The organism is Paenibacillus xylanilyticus (assembly GCF_047246825.1).
GTDB classification, from domain to species: Bacteria; Bacillota; Bacilli; order Paenibacillales; family Paenibacillaceae; genus Paenibacillus; species Paenibacillus xylanilyticus_B.
Genome location: NZ_JBFOLB010000001.1, coordinates 788,607 through 812,074, shown reverse-complemented (window position 1 = coordinate 812,074; position 23,468 = coordinate 788,607). Strand labels below are relative to the sequence as shown.

Below are 23,468 nucleotides of genomic sequence, written 5' to 3'. Positions count from 1 at the left end.
TCATTCCATGATAACCAAGTATCATACGAAAAAAGATATACTTCTTCAGCATTCCACAAATCCGATCCGCGTGAAGGGGGCCCACATGCATGAAAACTATGAAAGTAGGCATTATTGGCTGTGGTAAAATCAGCAGTATTTATATGGAAAACTGTCATCGGTTCGAAATTCTTGAATTGGTTGCCGTAGCGGATATTGACCGTACGAGGGCCGAGGAGCAGGCAGCAGCCTACAATGTTCCAAATGTATACACGGTAGATGAAATGCTGGCCAATCCCGAGATTGAACTGATCATCAATTTGACGATTCCTGCTGTCCATGCAGATGTTTGTCTGCGGTCGCTGGAAGCGGGGAAACATGTCTACGTGGAAAAACCACTCGCTGTCACTCGTGAGGAAGGGCAGGCTGTCCTTGAAACGGCCAAACGCAAAGGATTACTGGTCGGATGCGCACCCGAAACATTCTTCGGTTCTGGTATCCAAACCTCGCTCAAGCTGGTGGAGGATGGCGTGATCGGCAAGCCTGTGGCCGCTACAGCGTTTATGATGAGCCGTGGACATGAACACTGGCATCCCGATCCGGAGTTCTATTACGCCTCAGGTGGAGGACCGATGTTCGATATGGGACCATACTATCTGACAGCGTTGGTACAATTGCTGGGGCCGATCCGTTCGATTGCTGGCATGACAGGCAAAGCAATGGAAGAGCGTACAATTACCAGCGAGAAAAAGAGGGGGCAAACCATCCCCGTGGACATTCCAACGCATGTGGCAGGACTGCTGCAGTTCGAGCAAGGAGCCATTGGCACACTGATAACCAGCTTCGATGTTTTTGGAGGAAGTGCATTGCCTCCGATAGAGGTATATGGCACGCATGGCACATTGCAGGTACCGGATCCCAACACGTTTGGGGGCCCTGTGCGCTACCGGTTGCTGGGTGAACAGGATTGGACGGAAGTTCCGTTACTTCCAGGATACCAGGAAAACACACGCGGAATTGGTGTAGCTGATATGGCCTACGCCGCTCAAAGCGGTCGCGCTCACAGAGCGAGTGGAGACCTCGCCTACCACGTTCTTGAAGCGATGTGGGCCTTCCATGATTCAAGCGATGAGCAGACTTTCTATAAAATGAGAAGCACTTGTCAGCGCCCTGCTGCACTGCCGGAAGGTTTGGCATTATATACACTTGATCAATAATACATCAATCACTCGCTCAATATACTAATAAAGGAGCCCTGTCTTCCATTGAAGGAAGCAGGGCTCTTTTTGGCATACAACGGTATCTAGGGCTCAAACCCGGCCTGGCTGATCCAGATCTCATGATCTGCAAACTGCTTTTTCATACGCTCCACAAGGAGGCGATAGGCTTCTGGATGATACCAGTCTTCCATGCCAATTTGTTGATAGAGCGATTCCATGCCCAGTCTTCGGGTTCGTTTGCCTTCGCTGCCATCGCCCATGAAATAATCATCGATGCATACACGTTGAACTAGCGGCCTCAGGAGGGATGGAAAGTTCTCACTGCTGGGCAGCACAGGTGCAATCGCAACCTGGGTAGGGATGCCCGCATCCCTTAATTGTTCCAGCGCACGCAACCTTCCAGCAATGGGTGGTGCAGCGGGGCTGAAATGCTTACGGATCTCATCCCGATCCGTTTCTATCGTTATGCTTACACGCACACGTTCACCTAACTGCTGGAACAGATCCATGTCCCGCGTTACGAGAGGACTTCGGGTCTGGACCAATAGGAAATCCGGCGGATGGTCGATCATGACTTCCAGCAACGAACGCGTAATCTGCTCTTTATATTCAGCAGGCTGATATGGATCTGTGCTGGAGGACATAAACAACGTAATCTTGCCTTTCGAGCGAGCACGTTTTAACTCCTTGACGAGTATGCTCGCAGCCTCCTGTTTAACATCAACCCAAGTTCCCCAATCCTCCTTGCGGAATAAGGAAACGGGCATTTGTCGTACATAACAGTAAGAGCATGCAAAAGAGCAACCGGTATAGGGATTGAGCGTGTGGGTGTAACCGTTAAGGAAACCGGATCCTTTGTTCAATAATGTTTTGGGTGTTTTATATAGCAGATTGGTTTTCGTCATTTGGGATGCCTCTGTTCGCGATAATGGGCAGGCGTCTGTCCCGTATGCTTGCGGAATACAGCAATAAAATAGGCAGAATTGGCTATGCCTACACGACGACCAATATCTGTGACCGTTAGCGAGGTATTCACCAATAAATTGCCCGCCTCAGTCATTCGTTTTTCCTGAACATATTGCAGCGGAGTCATTCCGGTAATCCGTTTGAATACGCGATGCAAGTGATACGGGCTTCCATGACTAATCTGGGCAAGCAGATCAAGTGTAAGTGGTTCCGCATAATGAAGTGCGATATAGTCCGTTACCATGAAGATCCATTCCTGATCAGGAACACGCTCTCCTGTTGGCTTGCATCGTTTGCATGGTCTGAAGCCTTGCGCCAACGCTTCATCAGGATGGCTGAAAACAAGCACATTTGTATATTTGGGCTCTTTGGATTTGCAGGAAGGTCGGCAAAAAATGCCTGTCGTCTTGACTCCGTAATAAAATTTGCCATCATAGGCGCTGTCATTGCTGATAATGGCAGTCCATCTTATTTCATCTATGGAAATGGAATCGGATTGGTATTTTTCCTGACGTTCCATAGGATCACCTCACGACACATTATACCCTTGTTTGAACAATGTTCAACAGAATCGTACATAAAAAAGCAAGATTTCAATAGCAAGAAATCTCGTCTTTCCTTCACATGGGTTGAAATATGCTACAATGAGCAGGATGGTGTACATGCGAAATTTATTCATGAAAGAGGTAGGTAAGAATGGTTCGTTTCGGAGTGGTAGGTACCAACTGGATTACAGAAAGGCTTCTTGAAGCAGCATCCCATGTAAAGGGCTTTGAATTGACAGCAGTCTATTCACGGACCGCCGATAAGGCCAATGCATTTGCAGATAAATATAATGCCGAGCATCGGTTTACAGACTTGCAGGAGATGGCGGCAAGTGACGCGATAGATGCCGTCTACATTGCTACACCAAATACGTATCATGCCGATCAGACAGAGATTTTCCTGAAAAACGGCAAGCACGTGTTGTGTGAGAAACCGCTGGCTGCCAATGCTGCAGAGGTCCGCCGTGTGATAGACACAGCGCGAGATAATGATGTGTTGCTGATGGAAGCCATGAAGTCAACGCTTGCTCCCCCGTTCAAAATGGTACAGGCCCACCTACATAAAATCGGACCCGTGCGCAAATATGTAGCGGGTTACTGTCAGTATTCATCGCGTTACGACAAGTACAAAGAGGGCATTGTGCTCAATGCTTTCAAACCGGAACTTGCAAACGGCGCATTGATGGATTTGGGTGTATACTGCCTGTACCCACTTATTACGCTGTTTGGTGCGCCAAACCAGGTTCAAGCCCAGGCGATGATGCTGGAATCGGGCGTTGACGGGCAGGGTAGCGTGCTACTCGGCTACGATGGGATGGAAGCCGTAGTGACTTACTCCAAAATCTCGAATTCCCATGTACCTAGCGAAATTATGGGAGAGCGCGGGAGCATCATCATCGATAAGATTGGCTCCCCTGAACATGCGGAAATTCGCTACAATGACGGTACGGTAGAACCGTTGACCGTCGAGCAGACCTATCCGGCCATGTATTATGAGGTAGAGGAGTTTGTTAATCTGCTTCAGCAGGGGAAAACGGAATCGGAGATGAATACTTATGAACGTTCCCATGTCACCATGCAGGTGATGGATCAGATCCGCAAGCAGATTGGTCTGGTATTCCCGAACGATTAAGTCGAGAACAAGAAAGTGAGCTGAGACGAGATGAGTAGAGAAGAGCAGGGCAACAAGGACTTGGGCCTTGAACTGGAGCAGATTATTTTTGTTGGAAGGACCTACGAGGAATATATGTTGATGTTTGGCCTTACCCCGGAAGATCTCAGAGGCAGATCCATTCTGGATTGTCCGGGCGGGGCTTGTTCATTTAGCAGCCATTCCCGCAGACAAGGTGCGGATTCCATGGCATCTGATATTGCTTACCAACACGCAATCAGCAATTTGGAAACCAAAGGACAGCAGGATATTGAGCACACCATCAAGCAATTGGAACAGGTGCGTGACAGATACAGGTGGAACTATTTCGATTCGATTGATGGTTTGAAACAAGCTAGGACACGTGCACTTCAGGATTGTACGGCAGATATGAGGGAATTTCCTGAACGCTATATCTATTCCGAATTGCCCGTGCTGCCTTTCGCTGATGAACAATTCGATATGGCGTTATCCGCGCATTTTCTGTTTACGTATGCAGATCGATTGGACTTCAGCTTCCATGTCCAAACCATTCTTGAGCTGCTGCGTGTAACCAGATACGAGCTGCGAATTTTCCCCACAGTAGGACTTTCCGGAACACGTTATGAGAAGATGGATGAGCTGAAGGCTCTGATTGAAAAACAAGGCTGCACGGTTTCAGAAGTAAAGACGGGTTATGAATTTCAGCAGGGTGCCCATACCATGCTCAATATTGTAAAAACCAGCTTTTAAAATTAGGCAATCACCTTCCTGGGTTTGAAAACGAGGTTAGCGGTTGCGTTATGGGGTATAGTTGTTGTATTATTGCAAACCTCGTTATAATGAATGAAACACCAGAAGAGGGTAGGAGGTTTATCGGATGAAAAAAGTACTCATACTTGGCGGGACACGCTTCTTCGGCAAACGTCTGGTTGATCATTTGCTGTGGGAGGGCCAATCGCAAATTACGGTTGCGACGCGTGGCAAAACGAACGTGGACTTCGGGCCAGAAGTGAACCGGATCAAGATGGATCGGGAGGATCCGCAATCTCTGGCTGAGGCAGCAAAGACCGACATGTGGGATGTGGTGTACGATAATATCTGTTACTCGCCGGATGCAGCGAAATCGGCATGTGAAGCATTTGCGGGACGTACCCAAAGATATGTACTTACATCGACGCTTTCTGTGTATGGCGATCCCAAACCCGGTTTTACAGAAGCGGATTTTGACCCGTACACGTATCCATTGAAATATGGGAACCACGAAGATTTTTCATATGGGGAGGGAAAGCGCCTTGCTGAAGCAGTGTTCTTTCAGGAAGCGAGTTTCCCGGTTGTGGCGATGAGAATTCCAATTGTACTTGGAATTGACGATTATACGAGAAGGCTGCATTTTCATATTGAGCATGTGCAAAAAGGAAAACCGATCGGTATGCCGAATCCGGAAGCCGAGATTGGGTTTATCAATTCAACAGAAGCAGCAAGATTTCTCGCCTGGCTGGGGCATTCATCGATTACTGGACCCGTGAATGCAGCATCGAAAGGCTCCATTACGTTATCCGCCATGATGGATTTGATTGAGACCGTTACAGGCATGCAGTCCCAGGTGTTACGCGAAACCGTCCAGGAGGATATGTCCCCCTTCGGCATTTCGGAATCATGGACGATGGATACATCCAAGGCAGAAGAGGCGGGTTATACGTTCGAAGCTCTGATGGACTGGTTTCCAGGTCTTGTTCGCGAAGTGGCCTTGGCCCTTCAATCTGAGGGTTGAACCCTGGACCATATTCATGAACCAAAACAGGACGCACGGGAGCGGATAGCTCTGTGGCGTCCTGTTTGTGTATTTTGCGCCACAAAAATGGTTCGTTCCTTACGCAGCTTATTTTCATACCAAGTGATCAGTTAGTCGCTGGTGGTACAGAAGCTGAAGCGCGGATGCGCAGCTCCGAAGGCAGAATGACCGTTTGGGATTCTGGTGGTGCCGTTCCCTCAATTCTGTCGATGAGCATTTGCATGCCGATCGCACCGAAGTCATATGCAGGCTGCGCTGCTACAGTCAGGAAGGGATCAAAAGCAGAAGCCAGATCCAAATCGTCAAAACAGACGACAGATATATCTTCCGGTACACGAAGCCCCCTTTTACGCAAAAGACGAATAACTCCAATAGCCAGCATATTATTGGCAGCAAAAATAGCTGTTGGTTTATCCGGTTGCGCAAGTAATCGCTCGATCCCAGCTTCGTCACTGAAATCGCGATAATCGGTCCGAAGGACAAGCTCCGGATCAACAGGTACTCCTGCTTCCCGTAAGCCCTCTATATAGCCTTCTTCCCTTAGTCTGGCAGTAGAAACCTCGGAAGAACCGTTGACGAGTGCGATGCGCCGGTGACCCAGCTCCGTAAGATACCGGATTAAGAGAAGGGCGCCTTCCCGACTGTCCCCGGCAATCACATCCGATGTAATGCCAGGCACGGTACGATCCAGAATGACGAAAGGGATGTTCCTCTCCTGTAGCTGCTTCAAGTGGTCAATAGAGCGATCCCCCGCAGGTGCAAAGAGTACACCGTCCACGCGTGTAGACAGAATCGTCTCCACATAATTCCTCTCCTTGTTATAATCTTCGTCACTATTACTGAACAAGAGCCGATAACCGCGAGCATTGGCTGAATCCTCGGCACCTCGGGCAAGTGTGGTATAAAAAGGGTTGGTAATATCTGTGATCAACAGAGACAGCATCTGTGTTCGCTGAAGTACAAGACTGCGTGCATTCGAATTGGGGATATATCCGAGTTCATCTATGACCTGCTGTACACGTTCTCTGGTGGCCGTACTGATTCGACCTGTTTGATTAATCACTTTGGAGACTGTCATGGCAGAAACGTTGGCTTTCTTGGCAATATCATAAATAGTGATCAATAGAATCTAACCTTTCCGCAACATAGTCTTATCATTTTATAGGAAAATGCCAATTGACAGCAATATGGGTGCATGCTATGTTAGGGTTACCGATAACCCAAACCTGAAATGAACCATTTTATTTGAATAAAACTTCACATTACCGTGCACTTTTCTGCTCTAGCGAGTTCTGTTCCGAGGCCATGGGAACTACATATTGAAATCGATAAATAGAGTGGATTTTGTTAAATTGCATTATGTAAACGCATTCATTAAAATCTATATCTCTTGCTTCGGGCTGGCGCACCAATGGGTATCGGGCCTACTGAAGCCGTGGTCTGACCGCTTTAACTGCATCCTGACAAGACAACGTGTAATCAATTCGTACCAATCCAGAAAAAATTTGAGGAGGACGTTTAGTATGACACATCAGGATTACCGTTATAAACAGGCATTTCCCAAGATTGGTATTCGCCCCACCATTGATGGCAGACGCAAGGGAGTCCGGGAATCTTTGGAGGACCAGACGATGCGCATGGCGACATCGGTTGCAGAGCTGCTCTCTGCAGAGCTCCGTTATCCCGATGGTTCTCCGGTCGAATGTGTGGTTGCCGAGTCCTGTATTGGCGGGGTAGCTGAAGCCGCAGCGGCAGCAGAGCTGTTTAACCGTTCCAATGTTGGTGTCACGATCACCGTCACGCCTTGCTGGTGTTATGGAACGGAAACAATGGATATGTCGCCATCGATTCCTACAGCCATCTGGGGCTTCAACGGTACGGAACGACCAGGTGCGGTTTATCTGGCAGCTGTACTCTCTGCCCATGCCCAGAAGGGGATTCCGGCCTTTGGTATCTACGGGGAGGATGTTCAGGATGGTGGGGACACGACTATTCCTGAAGATGTACGTGAGAAATTGCTTCGTTTCAGCCGAGCCGGGCTTGCAGCCGCTACAATGAAGGGACGCGCTTATCTGTCTATTGGTTCGGTATCCATGGGGATTGCCGGCTCCATTGTGAATGATTCGTTTTTTCAGGAATATCTCGGCATGCGGAACGAATATGTGGACATGAGCGAGTTGACCCGGCGGATTGAGGAAGAAATTTATGATCCCGAAGAATACAAGCTGGCGCTGGCATGGGTAAAAGAGAATTGTAGTGAGGGACCGGATAATAATCCGTCTCACCTCCAGACCGACCGCAAGCGCAAAGAATATGAGTGGGAAACCGTTGTAAAAATGACTCAAATCGTACGTGACCTCATGGCCGGCAATCCAAAATTGGCAGAGCTTGGTTTCACAGAGGAATCGATGGGTCACCATGCAATCGTATCCGGCTTCCAGGGACAGCGGCAATGGACGGATCACTCACCTAATGGCGATTTCCTTGAATCGATCCTGAATTCATCCTTTGACTGGAACGGTAAACGTTCACCTTATCTGGTTGCCACAGAAAATGACAGTCTGAACGGGGTGTCGATGTTATTCGGCTCGCTGCTCACCCATACGGCGCAGATTTTTGCGGATGTACGGACCTACTGGAGCCCGGATTCGGTTGCACGGGTTACAGGACACCAATTGGAAGGAAAAGCGAAGGATGGTATTCTGCATCTGATCAATTCGGGATCTGCGGCATTAGACGGAACTGGACAGCAGTCAAAAGATGGCGAGCCGGTCCTTAAGCCGTTCTGGGAAATTTCAGACGAAGAAGTGCAGAACTGTCTGCAAGCGACATCGTGGAGACCGGCCTCGGTCGAATATTTCAGAGGCGGCGGATATTCCGCTGATTTCCTGACCAAAGGCGGCATGCCTGTAACGATGACTCGGCTGAATCTGGTCAAAGGTCTCGGCCCTGTACTGCAGCTCGCGCAGGGATACACCGTGGATTTGCCTGAAGAAGTGCATGATACGCTGGACCAGCGGACGGATCCGACGTGGCCATCAACCTGGTTTGCCCCGATTTTGACCGGAGCAGGAGCCTTTACCTCTGTTTATGAAGTGATGAATCAATGGGGCGCGAACCACGGCTCCATCTCCTATGGACACATCGGTTCCGATCTCCTGACACTGGCTTCGATCCTGCGGATTCCGGTGAGTATGCACAATGTCCCTGAATCCGAGATATTCCGTCCGCGAGCCTGGGGATTATTTGGAACAAGTGAACCGGAAAGTGCTGATTATCGCGCATGCAGCGTGTTTGGACCTTTATACCGATAAGCCAGCATGTCAGACGCCATGTTCAGCCTGATCTGAACGTGGCGTTCTTCAAAAGAAGGAGGCATGAGAGATGGGAACTCAGGCAACACATGTACTTGCTGCTGACTATGGTGCTGGAAGCGGTCGGATGGTTAGAGGTAGTTTTGATGGAAATAAGATCTCGTTACAGGAAGTGCATCGATTCAGCAATGACCCCGTGCAGCTCCGAGACGGTTTATATTGGGACTTTCTAAGACTGTTCCATGAACTTAAACAAGGTATTGTAAAGGGTACCCAAGAGTTGACTCAACCGGTACGATCGATCGCTGTGGATACCTGGGGTGTTGATTATGGCCTGTTGGATGGCGCAGGAAGGTTGTGCTCGAATCCTCGTCATTACCGGGAACCGCGAAATTCAAAATGGATGGAAGAGACTCTGCGTATTGTCAATGAAGCGGAGCTATACACCATGTCCGGCGTTTTGCCACAGCAAATTAATACGGTATTTCAACTGATCGGAAGTTTGCGGGAAAACGCCGAAGGTTTACGACCGGATATGCGGATGTTATTCATGCCAGACTTGTTTCACTTCTACCTCTCAGGCCAGCAGGCTTGTGAATATACAATTGCCAGCACAAGTGGTTTACTGCATGCAGGTGAGGCCCGGTGGAATGAATCATTGCTTGGCCGTCTTGGTGTGCCTGAAACATTATTTCCACCTCTGGTACAGACAGGAACGGTGTTGGGACAGCTGACAGATGATCTATGCGAGGAGCTGCGGACCGGACCGATGCAAGTCATATCGGTTGGCTCACATGATACTGCATCTGCACTCGCAGCCATTCCTGCATCAGATCCTAATTTTGCTTTTATCAGCTGCGGTACGTGGTCATTAATGGGGGTGGAACGCGATACCCCCATTCTCGATGAACAAAGCCGCAAACTTGGATTCACGAATGAAGGAACGGTCAGCGGCAAGGTGCGAACATTAAAAAATCGATCCGGTCTCTGGCTTTTGCAGGAGTGCAAAAGGCAATGGGAACGCGAAAACAAAGCATTCACTCATCAAGAGCTGGTTCAGTTGGCCAACTCGGTTTCAGCACACCAATGCTTTGTACTTCCGGGAGATACAGTATATTTACCACCAGGAGATATGCCTGAGCGAATACGTCGACAGTGCAGAAGCAGCGGGCAAACCATTCCGGACTCTATTGGGGCAATTGTACGCTGTATTCTGGAAAGTCTGGCGCTGGAATTCAGACAGACTCTGGATGAACTGGAGCTTGTCACCGGGAGCAGACCGCATGTCATTCATATGGTCGGTGGTGGTGTGCAAAACCGTCTACTATGCCAGTTTACGGCCAACGCAACCGGAATCCCTGTAGTGGCGGGTCCAGTGGAGGCAACTTCAGCAGGGAATTGTATGCTGCAATTGGTAGCGCATGGCGAAGTGAGCAGTTCGTCCGAGGTCAGAGGCATTGTAGCCGCTTCTTTCTCACTGGACACGTATGAGCCTGAGGATAGGGCATCATGGCAGGAAGCCTATGAGATCTATCAAAGTCTGAATCAACAGTTAGCGAAAGGGTCCAACTAAAAAGAACATGAAGGAGTGGGGAAGAACATGACTGAACAGCAGGTAAGAGAAGAGCTGAGTAAATATGCGCGCAAATCGGTTGCGCAAGGTCTGGTGGTAGGTCCGGGAGGGAATTTGAGTGCTCGTTCAGAGGGTACGATGCTGCTCTCTCCGAGTGGCTATGCACTTGAGGATATTGATCCGGACGAATGGATTGCCGTTGATATCGCGACAGGTGAGCCACGTGCCGGATCGACACGTCCTTCTTCTGAAGTATTGATGCATCTGTACAGCTATCGCGTAAACCCTGACATCCAGGCGATTGTTCACACTCACCCTGCATACACCATTGCACTTAGCCTCGTGTTCGATGAGTTGCCGCACCTTTTCCCGGATCAGTCTGCACTTGTAGGCGATATCGGATTTATTCCGTATGTTCTTCCCACAACCAAACTGCTTGCCGATGCAGTGGCAGCTAAGGTAGAGGCTCATTCAGCGCTTATTCTCGTGAATCACGGGCTGGTGACTACAGGAAAAAATTTGCGGGAAGCCTACTACCGGACCCAAGTTGTGGAAGAAAGTGCGAAAGTGTATATGATTGCAAAGGCAGCGGGCGAACCGAAAGTACTTACGGCTGAACAATACAAGGAGATCCAGTCGCTTGAAAGTGAAGCTTATCGTGTGCAGCTGTTACAGCAACTCAAGTCCTGAGGTTCGCAGCAACCGCTTTCGTCAAAACATGACATGAACCACTAGATACTGCAACTTTTTCCGACAACTATTGCATATCCTGAAATACCGAGTATAATACTTGGTAAACGACGAAAAGGGGATGCAATAAACGATGAAAACACACGCTGAATTGAACTCACTTCTTGTTGACGATTATCTGGATCTCCTGAACATAGCGACACGGTTAGGCGATGATGAATGGAAAAATTCCATTCTGCAAGCTCTAAAAGAAGAAGTGGATGCTAATCGTCATCTGGATTCCCAAGAAATAAGACAGGATCTCTGGAACCAGTTTGAAGGCATTAACGAACAGATGCATGATCTGTTAATGCAGCTCAAGCATGCGGATTCTCCAGAAGAGAAAGAACACATTATTGAAATGATCTGGGGTCTGAAAGTAGACCGTAATGCCATAACCCGAAAACTAGAAACCATAAGTCGTGCCCGTGCTGGTCAACAGTAAGGGATAACATCGTCATCATATAGAGGCCCGCTTGCCAACCCATGTACTGAAAGGGTTTCAAGCGGGCTTTACTGTTTACATAGAGGCTTAAAACTGCTTCGCTACCTTACGAGCCTGTTCAATTGCATCCTGTTTAATCTGCACGGCCCGTTCCTTGAACTGGTTGTGACCTTCCACAAAAATCCCTTCCAGTTTGGGAACACCGAGGAAGGACATGATGACGCTCAGATAGCGATGTCCGGATTCGGTTTGTGCCGCAGGTCCTTCGGAATAAATGCCGCCGCGGGCCTGAATATGCAGCGCTTTTTTATTGGACAACAGCCCGATAGGGCCTTGCTCCGTGTAACGGAACGTTTTTCCAGCCACGCAGATGGAGTCAATATAAGCCTTCATGATTGGAGGGAACGAGAAATTCCACATGGGTGTAACAAAAACGTATTTGTCTGCTGAAGCAAATTGATCCGATAGCTCGTTCAGACGGCTAACTTTCGATTGCTCTTCCGCTGTCAGCTCGCTGCCCGATTGGAGTTTTCCCCAACCACTGAATACATCTGCATCAATATGCGGGATGTTGGATCGGTACAGATCGAGATGTACAATTTCATCCGCAGGATGGCTCTCCTGGTATGCTTCTATGAATGCTTGACCTGTAGCCATACTGAAGGAGGTCTCATGATCGTGGGGATGGGCAGTAATATACAATAGGGTAGGCATGCAATTCGTCCTCTCAGTAATGTATTTTGGTGAAATATGATTTCCTAAACGATAAAGCGACCGCAGTAGTATGCATCATGGCTCTCTTTTTATTCCTTGATTCGGGTATCTTGCCTAAAAACAAGCTTCAGAGAGGAATAGTGACCTGGTACTTAATGATGTATAATGAACAGGACTAGCAGCGTAATTAATGAGAGTGAGCAATGTGAGAGAAGATTTCTAACGATACCATGGATGAGTGAGATGAGCGCAAATGGGAATGGATCTGGAGAAACAACGTTTAAGCATTGAAGCAGCCAAATTGTACTATCAGTCGGATTACAGCCAGCAGGATATTGCCGTTAGGCTGGGCGTGTCTCGTCCAACCGTATCCCGGTTGCTCCAGTATGCGAAGGATCGTGGGTATGTGCGCATTGAAATTATGGACCCGCTGGAGGACATTGATATCATTGCCGGAGAGCTCAAAGCCAAATATGATCTGGATACCGCACTCGTCTGTTTTGCTCCACTGAAGAGTGATGATGAAATACAGAAACATATTAGCAAAAGAGCAGCTGACTATCTGCAGGATACTGTTCAGGATGCAGACATTATTGGTGTGACCTGGGGAACGACGATGTACGCTGTAGCCAAACAGCTTCGGGCCAAGCAGGTTAAAGGTGTTGAAGTGGTGCAGCTAAAGGGTGGCGTAAGCCATTCACACGTGAACACGTATGCGGCAGAGATCGTACATCTGTTTGCAGAAGCGTATCATACCGTCCCGCGATACCTGCCTTTGCCCGTGATTTTCGACAATATTGAAGTCAAAAAAATGGTGGAAGCCGACCGCCACATCGGACGAATCGTGGAACTCGGCAGACAGGCGAATATTGCCATGTTTACCGTGGGTACCGTAAAGGAAGATGCACTCCTGTTCAAGCTGGGATACTTTAATGAAGAAGAACAGCGACTGCTGATGAGTTCGGGTGCAGGCGATATTTGCTCAAGATTTTTTGATGCGGAAGGACAATTAATCAGTGAAGAAATCAACAGCAGGACCGTAGGGATTGACCTGGCCGAATTACGGAATAAGGAAAAATCAATCCTTGTTGCCGGAGGGCAACGTAAAATTGAAGCCATTCATGCTGCGCTCAAAGGACATTATGCTAACATTTTGGTAACAGACCAGTATACAGCACAGGCTTTGCTCCGATTCTAGTTCAATATGATGACAACATCTGCCACGGAAATTCGGCGGATGTTTTGCTTTTTTAGGCAGAAGCTATAATCGTTGTTTCGCTCACTTAAGTGAATGAACAAAAGTTCATATTGATTTTTACATATGTTCATGTTAGTGTAAGGCTATAAATAATCAGTTCAGATAAGGGAGAGATTCAATTGACTTCAGCTCAATTAGCCAAAATGATCGATCATACCTTGCTTCGTGCGGATGCTACGCAAAGTGAAATGGACAAACTGACGGAAGAAGCGAAACAGTACCAATTTGCTTCTGTATGTGTGAATCCGGGTTGGGTTTCTTATGCAGCAGGGCAGCTTCAAGGCAGTGGCGTGGATATTTGTACGGTTATCGGTTTTCCTCTTGGAGCTTCGACTTCTGAAACCAAAGCGTTCGAAACGACAGATGCTATTGCCAAAGGTGCAACGGAAGTAGACATGGTCATCAACATCAGCGCGCTGAAAGATGGCAGAGACGATTACGTTGAGCAAGACATTCGTGCTGTTGTTCAAGCCGCTGCAGGCAAAGCTTTGGTGAAAGTCATTATCGAAACTTGTCTGCTTACGGATGACGAAAAAGTACGCGCATGTCAGGCAGCCGTGAAAGCTGGTGCTGATTTTGTCAAAACGTCAACGGGATTCTCCACAGGCGGAGCAACGCCGGAAGATATCGCACTGATGCGTCGCACAGTCGGACCAGACATGGGCGTAAAAGCATCGGGTGGGGTACGCAGCCTGGAAGACATGCAAAAAATGATTGAAGCAGGAGCAACTCGAATTGGAGCAAGCTCAGGCGTGAAGATCATGCAGGGTGGACAGTCCACATCTTCTTATTAATTCTAAAGGTTAATGATCTGTTCTCCAGAATCCGGTTTTTTCCGGCTATGGGGAGCAGGTCCTGACCCTTATCCAATGAACTATTTGTAAGCGCTTCATAAACTTTCTGAAAGTTTAATCTTACCGTAATGAGCCTTTGAGTTGAAACGAACATCTGGCTTAACTACCTTCAAAGGAGAGATACAATGAAATTTTTGATTGCCATCCTGGGTTTACTCGTTGTGTTTGGACTGGCTTATATCGCAAGCAACGGTAAAAAGAATATTCGTTATCGGCCGCTGGCCGTCATGATTGTTTTGCAGGTTATCCTGGCTTATGCTTTGTTAAACACCGAAATCGGTACGTTTTTGATCGGTGGGTTCTCCACCGTTTTTGAAAGTTTGCTGGCTTATGCGAATGAAGGGATTTCATTTGTATTTGGCGGTCTGACTACCATTGAAGATGCGAGCGGGGGAGTTCCGTTTTTCCTGAACGTGCTGATGCCGATTGTCGTTATCTCTGCCCTGATTGGTATATTGCAGTATATCCGAATCTTACCTTTTGTTATAAAATATATTGGTCTGGTATTAAGCAAAATCAACGGAATGGGCAAACTGGAATCATATAACGCGGTTGCTTCCGCCATTCTGGGGCAATCTGAAGTGTTCATATCCGTGAAAAAACAAATCGGTTTGCTGCCAAAGCATCGGTTGTACACGTTGTGTGCCTCGGCCATGTCCACGGTATCGATGTCGATCGTCGGTGCCTATATGTCCATGATCGATCCGAAATATGTGGTTACAGCGCTTGTGCTGAACCTGTTTGGCGGTTTTATCATCGCTTCCATCGTGAATCCGTATAAGGTAACCGAGGAAGAAGATATATTGGAAGTGCAGGAAGAGGAGAAACAATCGTTCTTCGAGATGCTCGGCGAGTACATTCTGGACGGATTCAAAGTGGCAATCGTTGTTGCAGCAATGCTCATCGGATTCGTTGCCTTGATTGCGCTCACTAACGGCATATTCAGTGCTGTTCTCGGCATCTCGTTCCAGGAACTGCTTGGTTATGTGTTTGCACCCTTTGCGTTTATTATGGGCGTTCCCTGGAAGGAAGCGATTCAGGCGGGAAGTATTATGGCAACCAAAATGGTGTCGAACGAATTTGTCGCCATGCTGGATCTGACCAAACAAACCGCACTGTCTGCCCGTACGACAGGCATCGTGTCGGTCTTCCTCGTATCGTTCGCCAACTTCTCCTCCATCGGTATCATTGCCGGTGCGGTGAAGGGACTTCATGAAAAACAGGGCAATGTGGTGGCCCGCTTCGGTCTGAAGCTGCTTTACGGTGCATCGCTTGTCAGCGTGCTGTCTGCGATCATCGCCGGACTGTTCTTGTAAGCCGGATTATTGGAAGGAGTGCGTAAGTTATGTCAACATTTAAAAGAGTACATCTGATCGTCATGGATTCTGTAGGTATCGGTGAAGCGCCGGATGCGGCAGAATTTGATGATTACGATGTGGATACGTTTGGTCACATTGCACGTGAACGCGGAGGTCTGAACATGCCGAATATGGCAAGTCTCGGACTGTCCAACATTAAAGAAATCGAGGGTATACCTGTCGCGGATGCACCTAAAGCGTATTATACAAAAATGCAGGAAGCGTCCCGCGGCAAAGACACCATGACAGGTCACTGGGAGATCATGGGGCTGTATATCGATACGCCTTTCCGCGTATTCGAGAATGGCTTCCCGGATGAGCTGATTCAGCGCATCGAAGAGAAGACAGGCCGTAAAGTCATTGGGAACAAGCCAGCCAGTGGCACGGAAATTATTGATGAGCTGGGTGAAGAGCATGTAAAAACAGGTGCCCTCATCATATATACTTCTGCGGATTCCGTTCTGCAGATTGCTGCACACGAAGATGTGGTTCCATTGAAAGAGCTGTACGAAATCTGTGAATTCTGCCGGGAGATCACACTCGACGATCCTTACATGCTGGGCCGGATTATTGCACGTCCATTTGTTGGCGAAGTAGGGAATTTCAAACGTACAGCAAACCGTCATGACTATGCGCTCAAACCATTTGGCCGTACAGTTATGAATGAGCTTAAGGACGGAGGATTCGACGTCATTGCCCTTGGTAAAATCGCAGATATCTATGACGGCGAAGGGGTAACCAAGTCTGTTCGTACGGTGTCCAACATGGACGGTATGGACAAGTTGTCCGAAACGATGGATGAAGAATTCACAGGTCTCAGCTTCCTGAACCTGGTTGACTTCGATGCATTGTTTGGTCACCGCCGTGATCCGCAAGGGTATGCTCAAGCCCTGGAGGATTATGATGCGCGTCTGCCTGAGATTTTTGACAAAATGACTACCGATGACCTGCTTATCATTACAGCAGACCATGGTAACGACCCAACGTATCGTGGTACGGACCATACACGTGAATATGTGCCATTGCTTGTGTATTCCCCGCGCTTCAGCGAGGGCAAGCAGCTTGAACTGCGCAGCACATTTGCCGATCTTGGCGCAACGGTTGCTGACAACTTCGGTGTTAAACTGCCGGAATATGGTACAAGCTTCCTGAATGATTTGAAATAAATTTCTGCAGTTGACGGAAGTATTAAAGTCGTTAGATTAAATTAATGAAGAATGGTCAGGTAATCTTGGAGCAGCTGCGGCGGCTTCGGTGGTTCCTGACCATCACTAAACCAATGGATAAACTGGAGGAGATTTAACCATGAGTACACATATCGGAGCCAAACCCGGAGATATCGCAGAAACGATCCTGTTGCCAGGAGACCCGCTGCGTGCAAAGTTTATTGCAGATACGTATCTTGAAGATGTGGTTTGTTACAATGAAGTTCGCGGAATGCTCGGTTTCACCGGTACATATCAAGGACACCGTATTTCAGTGCAAGGTTCAGGCATGGGGATCCCATCATTCGCCATCTATGCCAACGAATTGATCAGCGAATATGGCGTCAAAAACCTCATTCGTGTGGGAACATGCGGAGGTATGCAGGAGAATGTACGTGTTCGTGACGTCATTTTGGCACAAGCTTCCTGTACGGATTCCAGCATGAACAAGCTAGTATTTGGCGGATATGACTTCTCTCCAATCGCAACGTTCTCCCTGTTGAAAGAAGCATATGATCGCGCAACAGCAAAAGGTCTGAAGATCCATGTCGGTAACGTATTTAGCTCCGATTCATTCTATCGCGATGACCGTTCTGTTACAGAAAAATTGATGCAGCACGGCGTATTGGGCGTTGAGATGGAAACGACAGCCCTTTACACCATTGCTGCCAAGTTTGGCGTCAATGCATTGACGATCCTGACTGTGAGCGACCACTTGTTGACAGGCGAAGAAACCTCTGCCGAAGAACGTCAAAAAACGTTCAACGACATGATGGTCGTAGCACTTGAGACAGCAATCACCCTGTAAATTACGCTAATATCCATTGATTTGAATTGAAACTTTGTTATTAGCACGTAGTGAAGGAAACGGATCAATTTTGAAGAAGCGAAACGCCTCGACTCTATCTCAAGGTTTTCACCACATCAATAAACATAATTACACGATAACGGAGAGGGCAGAAGAAACCTGAAGAAGTGAAGCGTCCGCCTTTATCACCGGATTTTCCCCTTATAAAAAAGGAATCGAAAAATCTGGGGATAACAGCGGTCGGAAGGTTGTTCTGCCATCGGAGTGACCGTGTAAATACCCACCACAACAAAGGAGAGATCATCATGAGAATGGTAGACATTATTGCCAAAAAACGCGACGGAAAAGAACTGACAACAGCCGAGATTGATTTTGTTGTTCAAGGATATACACAAGGTGATATTCCGGATTATCAAGTCAGCGCTTGGGCGATGGCAGTATTCTTCAAGGATATGACCGACAAGGAACGCGCCGATCTGACAATGTCCATGGTGAATTCGGGTGAAACGATTGATTTGTCCGCCATTGAAGGCATCAAAGTAGACAAGCACTCCACGGGGGGCGTAGGCGATACAACAACATTGGTTTTGGCACCGCTTGTTGCTGCCCTGGATGTTCCCGTAGCCAAAATGTCCGGACGCGGTCTGGGCCATACTGGCGGAACGACAGACAAACTGGAATCCGTTGCCGGTTTCCACGTAGAGCTGGAGAAGGAAGAGTTTATCAGGCTCGTTAACGAACACAAGGTAGCGGTTATTGGTCAAAGCGGAAATCTTACGCCTGCTGACAAAAAGCTCTATGCACTCCGTGACGTTACAGCAACGGTCAACTCCATTCCACTGATCGCCAGCTCCATCATGAGCAAGAAAATTGCAGCGGGTGCAGACGCCATCGTACTGGACGTGAAAACAGGTGCTGGTGCCTTCATGAAAACAACCGAAGATGCAAAAGAACTGGCACATGCTATGGTAAGCATCGGTAACAATGTTGGACGCAAAACGATGGCGGTTATCTCCGACATGTCTCAACCACTCGGATTGGCAATCGGTAACGCCCTCGAAGTTAAAGAAGCGATTCTGACGCTGCAAGGCAAAGGACCAAAAGATCTGGAAGAACTGTGTCTGGCTCTTGGACGTCAAATGGTATTCCTCGCTGGGAAAGCAGACTCCCTTGAACAAGCGGAGGAGAAATTGAAAGAAGTGATCCAGAACGGGAAGGCACTGGAGAAATTCAAGCATTTCCTGGCCAACCAGGGCGGCGATGCATCTGTTGTAGATCATCCGGATCGTTTGCCACAGGCGAAATATCTGGTTGAAGTCCCGGCTGATCAGGATGGATATGTTGCTGGAATCGTAGCTGACGAAATCGGAACTGCTGCGATGCTGCTTGGCGCAGGACGTGCAACAAAAGAATCGGAGATTGATCTTGCCGTAGGCTTGATGCTTAACAAAAAAGTAGGCGACCCCGTCAAAGCTGGCGAGTCACTGGTAACGATCCATGCCAATCGTGAGGATGTGGCAGACGTGATCGCTAAGATCAAAGAAAATATTACGATTGCAGATCATGCCGACGCTCCGGTACTCGTTCATGATATCGTAACGGAATAAGAAATCAGGTCACCCAAGGTACCATCTACTCTTGGAACCGAATTGCAAAACCCGAAGCCATGAATTCATGCTTCGGGTTTTTCGTTTTTTAGAACGGAAACCGGACTTATCCGTCCCCTCAATTGTCCTGTAACTTCTCATAAGCCATAACGGAATCCGCATTGGTGTATATATAAGGGGTGGATGGCTCGGATACGGGGGTAACTTTCGTTGCCCGAATCTCAATTGTATCCTTGCCATTTACCTGAGCGGAACCGATGCTTCCGTCAATTTGTACCCAGCTGTCGGTTGGAAATGTGTCAGCTTCGGGGATGTGAATCATGACACCAAAGGGCGCCGCATCTGCAGGACAACACATGACAAGGAAACGACCGAGCGCAAAGTGTGATTCGTGATTCATGCTCTGATCACGATAAACAAACCCAGTGAGGGAGATCTCCTTGCCAGCGAATTGACGCTGAAACATGTCGATGGTCCCAAGCGTTTCGGAAAATATTTCTGGATATACTTTGATGACCGATTCGGCATACAATTTCTCGGCCAACTCAGCAAATTCACGGCTGTATTCATCGGGAGGAATGAATTGGACTTTACTGACTGACCCGGATGCAGCAGACGTTTGATTTTGGGCGAAATCTTGAATATCCAGCTTGACCGTATCTTCGGGGGCAGGCTCTTTACGCCGAATTTCGGGCGGGGCATAAGACAGCGACATGCCTTTCTGACTAGCCATGGAACTGCCGAGTGCCTGATCGGGCAGCAAAAAACCGAGCAGCAAGGGAAACATAATCAGACCGTAGGTCATCGAACTGCGAAGCCATCCGGACGGAGGAGGATGCTCGCAATCGCAATCAACTTGGCCGTGACCGAAGAGACCATGCCAAGCCATAACGGCCGCGATAAACAAGAATGGTATAGGACAGCATAATAACAATCGCTGCATGGTTGGTGCCAGATAATAGTGAAGAGAATCATTTGCGTTTAAATGAAAGATGTATATGGCCAGACCGCCAATCCAGACGGCACGAATCAATGAGTGCCATTGAACGGCATGCCTTCTGTGACTGTGAGTATGGATGTGAAAGGATACAGGATGAGTCATCTAATCACCTCTTATCATTATTGAAGTGAACATATGCTGCAGAATTTAATTTTCACTTGCTTCATGATGTATGAATACGAAATGTAGTCTGTTTTTTTATCCTATACCAGAAGGTTAATCAACCACGATCCGGCGAAGACGAGAACAATAATGGCCATGCTTAACCCAATGACAAACCTTGTGCGGAAGGTGGAAAGCAACATGAGTGTGCTCTTAAAATCAAGCATGGGTCCGAGAACAAGAAATGATATCAGCGGTCCCAGCGCAAAAGTATGAGAGAACGCAGATGCCACAAAGGCATCAGAGGTCGAGCACAGAGATAATACATATGCAAATCCCATCATAAATACATAGGAGGCCACGGGGCCGTTCCCTAGTGCAATCAGATCACTGCGGCTGATAAACGTCTGAATGCAAGCTGTAATCAGTGCACCAATGACCAGGTACTTGCTCATATCTACAAATTCATCTCCGGCATGAATGAAGAAGCTGCGCCAGTTTTTCTCATGGGTATGGTTATGATTATGCCCTTCAGCGTGAGTATGGGGTTGGGCCATTTTGAATCCAGGATGAGTCTTGACCTCTGTCACGGCAACCTTTTGCTTACGCAGAGGATTCTTTCGAACGAATAAATAGACCAGCCCCCCAATCGAAGCCGCGACGGCAAAGGCAAGTCCCATACGAGCGATAGTTATTTCGGGATGGGATGGAAAAGCAAGCAAAGTCGCTGTAAACACGATCGGATTAACAACAGGACCACTAAGAATAAACGTTACCGCGATATAAGCTGGCATTCCTTTATGCATCAATCGCCGTACTACTGGAATCATGCCGCATTCACAGATGGGGAATATGATCCCGAGCAGTCCAGCCACCAGCACACCGCCAATGGGATGCTTTGGTGTGAGTTTGCGTACGATCTCTTCGGATACGAACCATTGCATGAGCGAAGAAAGCAGTACACCGATAAGTAGAAATGGGGCTGCTTCAAGGAAAATGCCTATGAATACTGTTTTCATATTTTGCAAAGCTTCACTGTTCCATGCCTGTTTGAGATCAGGAGCCATTGTAATCAGCACGGGAACAAGAAAGGCACAGGGGATCAGGAATGACAAGAGCTTCAGATTGGCCGCAAGCTTCATTAGGCAGACCTCCACAACCGGACTTTTAATTAACTATATGCCTGTACATTCAGCAACATACACGGGCTTTGCTATTTTAATCATAATTGTTACGATTTAATGATTCTCTTTACCAGAAAGTTGACAAACGAAAGAACGGTCATGTATAGTTAGGGTCATTAATCGTAATAGTTACGATTAACGCCAATCAATATAGTATGTTGAAGTTTCCTTGGTTAAATTAAACGAGATCGCTAGAGTGGAGGAAGGGAAATGTCGGAAAATCAGGCCAAGCGCCAAATACCGGTGACCGTATTAAGCGGATATTTGGGGGCAGGCAAAACAACCCTATTAAATCATGTGCTCCATAATCGGGAGGGCATGAGAGTCGCAGTTATTGTAAACGATCTGAGTGAAGTGAACATCGATGCCGGATTGATTCGGGATGGCGGTGGGCTGTCACGCATTGATGAGAAGCTGGTAGAGATGTCTAATGGTTGCATCTGCTGCACATTACGGGAGGATCTGCTGAAAGAAGTGGAACGACTTGCTCTAGACGGTTCATTTGACTATATCTTGATTGAATCAACGGGGATAGGAGAGCCTGTTCCTGTTGCCCAGACGTTTACATATATTGATGAAGAGCTAGGGATTGATTTAACGAAGTTTACCCGTCTTGATACCATGGTGACGGTTGTAGATGCTGCTCAGTTCTGGCGGGACTTTTATTCCAAGGAAACATTGAAGGACAGGGGACAAGAAGCGGGAGAGGGCGATATTCGGGGAATCGTGCATCTGCTGACCGATCAGGTAGAATTCTGCGATGTGCTGATTCTGAACAAGTGTGATCTCGTCTCGGAGGATGAATTGTCGAAGTTGGAAAAGGCACTGCGTGCCATGCAGCCGCAAGCCAGACTCATCCAAACTACGCATGGACAGATTGACCCGAAGGAAATATTGAACACAGGCCGGTTTGATTTTGAGAAAGCAAGCCAATCGGCGGGCTGGATCCGCGAATTAATGAAAGAAGAGCATACCCCCGAGACAGAAGAATATGGCATTCACTCGTTTGTATATCACCGTAAACGCCCGTTCCATCCGGAACGATTATTGCGTTGGATAGGCAAATGGCCGGAGAGTATTGTAAGATCCAAAGGTCTGATGTGGCTGGCGACACGCAACAACCTGGCGATTTCGTTCAGTCACGCAGGAACGTCCAAGCAGTTGGGCCCTGCAGGGTTGTGGGTTGGTGCAATGAGTGAGGAGGAGCGACAAATGCATTTTGGAGACACATTACCCCCAATTCCGGATTGGGATGAACTGTGGGGAGACAGGGTAACCAAATTGGTATTTATCGGTGTGGATATGGACCTTGCAGAGATTGAACGGACGCTGGATGAAACACTCCTCACCGAAGAAGAGATGCACATGAACTGGAGAGAACTGAAAGATCCTTTCCCGTCATGGAGTTGACAAAAGAAAAAACATGGATTAGTATCATTAAATAGTAATTATTACGATTTAAAAAAACGAAGGAGGCACTACCATGAGAGTGATTGTAACCTTAGCCTGCACCGAATGCGGAGACCGCAACTATACGACAACGAAGAACAAGCGTAACCACCCTGAACGGATTGAGTTGAAAAAATACTCACCGCGTTTGAAGAAAATGACCATTCACCGGGAAACAAGGTAAAAATTTTTTGCCTTTTCCACATCGTAATACTTACGAAAAGAGGAAACATC

22 protein-coding genes are annotated in these 23,468 nt (G+C 47.8%); 16 read left to right on the top strand and 6 right to left on the bottom strand.

The window, feature by feature from the left end; translation table 11 throughout:
* Nucleotides 1–89: 89 nt before the first annotated feature.
* Nucleotides 90–1,196: a Gfo/Idh/MocA family protein gene (locus tag AB3N00_RS03370; RefSeq protein WP_413033293.1), complete on the top strand. Its 1,107-nt coding sequence runs from the start codon at nt 90–92 to the stop codon at nt 1,194–1,196.
* Between the two features lie 86 nt (nt 1,197–1,282).
* Here AB3N00_RS03370 and AB3N00_RS03365 read toward each other — a convergent pair whose 3' ends face one another.
* A complete protein-coding gene (locus AB3N00_RS03365; RefSeq protein WP_413033292.1) occupies nt 1,283–2,104 on the bottom strand; it encodes a radical SAM protein in 822 nt (273 codons plus the stop codon).
* Complete coding sequence (locus AB3N00_RS03360) at nt 2,101–2,685, bottom strand: bifunctional transcriptional activator/DNA repair enzyme AdaA (RefSeq protein WP_413033291.1); 585 nt, start codon at nt 2,683–2,685, stop codon at nt 2,101–2,103. Before AB3N00_RS03360 ends, AB3N00_RS03365 begins: the two co-directional genes overlap by 4 nt.
* A 176-nt stretch (nt 2,686–2,861) precedes the next feature.
* Between AB3N00_RS03360 and AB3N00_RS03355 the strand changes: the two genes are divergently transcribed.
* The 3 genes from AB3N00_RS03355 (at nt 2,862) to AB3N00_RS03345 (ending at nt 5,613) form a co-directional block, all read left to right on the top strand.
* Entirely contained in the window at nt 2,862–3,842 is a 981-nt protein-coding gene (locus AB3N00_RS03355) for a Gfo/Idh/MocA family protein (RefSeq protein ID WP_413033290.1), read from the top strand.
* A 30-nt stretch (nt 3,843–3,872) separates the two neighbouring features.
* On the top strand, nt 3,873–4,592 hold the full coding sequence (locus tag AB3N00_RS03350; RefSeq protein ID WP_413033289.1) for an SAM-dependent methyltransferase: 720 nt from the start codon (nt 3,873–3,875) through the stop codon (nt 4,590–4,592).
* A gap of 127 nt (nt 4,593–4,719) precedes the next feature.
* Nucleotides 4,720–5,613 carry an NAD-dependent epimerase/dehydratase family protein gene (locus AB3N00_RS03345; RefSeq protein ID WP_413033288.1) on the top strand — a complete coding sequence of 298 codons (894 nt, stop codon included), beginning with the start codon at nt 4,720–4,722 and terminating at the stop codon, nt 5,611–5,613.
* A 127-nt stretch (nt 5,614–5,740) separates the two neighbouring features.
* Here AB3N00_RS03345 and AB3N00_RS03340 read toward each other — a convergent pair whose 3' ends face one another.
* Nucleotides 5,741–6,757, bottom strand: coding sequence for a LacI family DNA-binding transcriptional regulator (locus AB3N00_RS03340; protein ID WP_413033287.1), 1,017 nt, complete (start codon nt 6,755–6,757; stop codon nt 5,741–5,743).
* Nucleotides 6,758–7,157: 400 nt separating this feature from the next.
* Here AB3N00_RS03340 and AB3N00_RS03335 point away from each other — a divergent pair, with 400 nt between their 5' ends.
* The 4 genes from AB3N00_RS03335 (at nt 7,158) to AB3N00_RS03320 (ending at nt 11,695) form a co-directional block, all read left to right on the top strand.
* Complete coding sequence (locus AB3N00_RS03335) at nt 7,158–8,948, top strand: L-fucose isomerase (protein WP_413033286.1); 1,791 nt, start codon at nt 7,158–7,160, stop codon at nt 8,946–8,948.
* Between the two features lie 70 nt (nt 8,949–9,018).
* Nucleotides 9,019–10,521, top strand: a complete 1,503-nt coding sequence (locus tag AB3N00_RS03330) for a rhamnulokinase (protein ID WP_413033285.1) — start codon at nt 9,019–9,021, stop codon at nt 10,519–10,521.
* Nucleotides 10,522–10,548: 27 nt separating this feature from the next.
* Nucleotides 10,549–11,211, top strand: coding sequence for a class II aldolase/adducin family protein (locus tag AB3N00_RS03325; RefSeq protein ID WP_413033284.1), 663 nt, complete (start codon nt 10,549–10,551; stop codon nt 11,209–11,211).
* Nucleotides 11,212–11,344: 133 nt separating this feature from the next.
* Entirely contained in the window at nt 11,345–11,695 is a 351-nt protein-coding gene (locus AB3N00_RS03320) for a hypothetical protein (RefSeq protein WP_413033283.1), read from the top strand.
* 87 nt (nt 11,696–11,782) lie between these two features.
* Here AB3N00_RS03320 and AB3N00_RS03315 read toward each other — a convergent pair whose 3' ends face one another.
* Entirely contained in the window at nt 11,783–12,409 is a 627-nt protein-coding gene (locus AB3N00_RS03315) for an FMN-dependent NADH-azoreductase (RefSeq protein WP_413033282.1), read from the bottom strand.
* A 259-nt stretch (nt 12,410–12,668) separates the two neighbouring features.
* On the opposite strand from AB3N00_RS03315, the gene AB3N00_RS03310 reads away from it, so the two are divergent.
* The 6 genes from AB3N00_RS03310 (at nt 12,669) to AB3N00_RS03285 (ending at nt 19,499) form a co-directional block, all read left to right on the top strand.
* Nucleotides 12,669–13,607: a sugar-binding transcriptional regulator gene (locus AB3N00_RS03310; protein ID WP_413033281.1), complete on the top strand. Its 939-nt coding sequence runs from the start codon at nt 12,669–12,671 to the stop codon at nt 13,605–13,607.
* A gap of 203 nt (nt 13,608–13,810) precedes the next feature.
* On the top strand, nt 13,811–14,461 hold the full coding sequence (gene deoC, locus AB3N00_RS03305; RefSeq protein ID WP_413035179.1) for a deoxyribose-phosphate aldolase: 651 nt from the start codon (nt 13,811–13,813) through the stop codon (nt 14,459–14,461).
* A gap of 185 nt (nt 14,462–14,646) precedes the next feature.
* Nucleotides 14,647–15,837 carry a NupC/NupG family nucleoside CNT transporter gene (locus AB3N00_RS03300; protein ID WP_413033280.1) on the top strand — a complete coding sequence of 397 codons (1,191 nt, stop codon included), beginning with the start codon at nt 14,647–14,649 and terminating at the stop codon, nt 15,835–15,837.
* Nucleotides 15,838–15,866: 29 nt separating this feature from the next.
* Nucleotides 15,867–17,045 (top strand): phosphopentomutase, encoded by a 1,179-nt coding sequence (deoB, locus tag AB3N00_RS03295; protein ID WP_413033279.1) that lies wholly within the window; start codon nt 15,867–15,869, stop codon nt 17,043–17,045.
* A gap of 139 nt (nt 17,046–17,184) precedes the next feature.
* On the top strand, nt 17,185–17,892 hold the full coding sequence (deoD, locus tag AB3N00_RS03290; RefSeq protein ID WP_413033278.1) for a purine-nucleoside phosphorylase: 708 nt from the start codon (nt 17,185–17,187) through the stop codon (nt 17,890–17,892).
* A gap of 305 nt (nt 17,893–18,197) precedes the next feature.
* Nucleotides 18,198–19,499: a pyrimidine-nucleoside phosphorylase gene (locus AB3N00_RS03285; protein WP_413033277.1), complete on the top strand. Its 1,302-nt coding sequence runs from the start codon at nt 18,198–18,200 to the stop codon at nt 19,497–19,499.
* Nucleotides 19,500–19,617: 118 nt separating this feature from the next.
* Here AB3N00_RS03285 and AB3N00_RS03280 read toward each other — a convergent pair whose 3' ends face one another.
* Entirely contained in the window at nt 19,618–20,601 is a 984-nt protein-coding gene (locus AB3N00_RS03280) for a TIGR03943 family putative permease subunit (protein ID WP_413033276.1), read from the bottom strand.
* Between the two features lie 101 nt (nt 20,602–20,702).
* Nucleotides 20,703–21,743, bottom strand: coding sequence for a permease (locus AB3N00_RS03275; protein ID WP_413033275.1), 1,041 nt, complete (start codon nt 21,741–21,743; stop codon nt 20,703–20,705).
* 252 nt (nt 21,744–21,995) lie between these two features.
* Between AB3N00_RS03275 and AB3N00_RS03270 the strand changes: the two genes are divergently transcribed.
* Nucleotides 21,996–23,195, top strand: coding sequence for a GTP-binding protein (locus tag AB3N00_RS03270; RefSeq protein ID WP_413033274.1), 1,200 nt, complete (start codon nt 21,996–21,998; stop codon nt 23,193–23,195).
* Nucleotides 23,196–23,268: 73 nt separating this feature from the next.
* Nucleotides 23,269–23,418 carry a 50S ribosomal protein L33 gene (rpmG, locus tag AB3N00_RS03265; protein WP_024631975.1) on the top strand — a complete coding sequence of 50 codons (150 nt, stop codon included), beginning with the start codon at nt 23,269–23,271 and terminating at the stop codon, nt 23,416–23,418.
* Nucleotides 23,419–23,468: the final 50 nt, after the last annotated feature.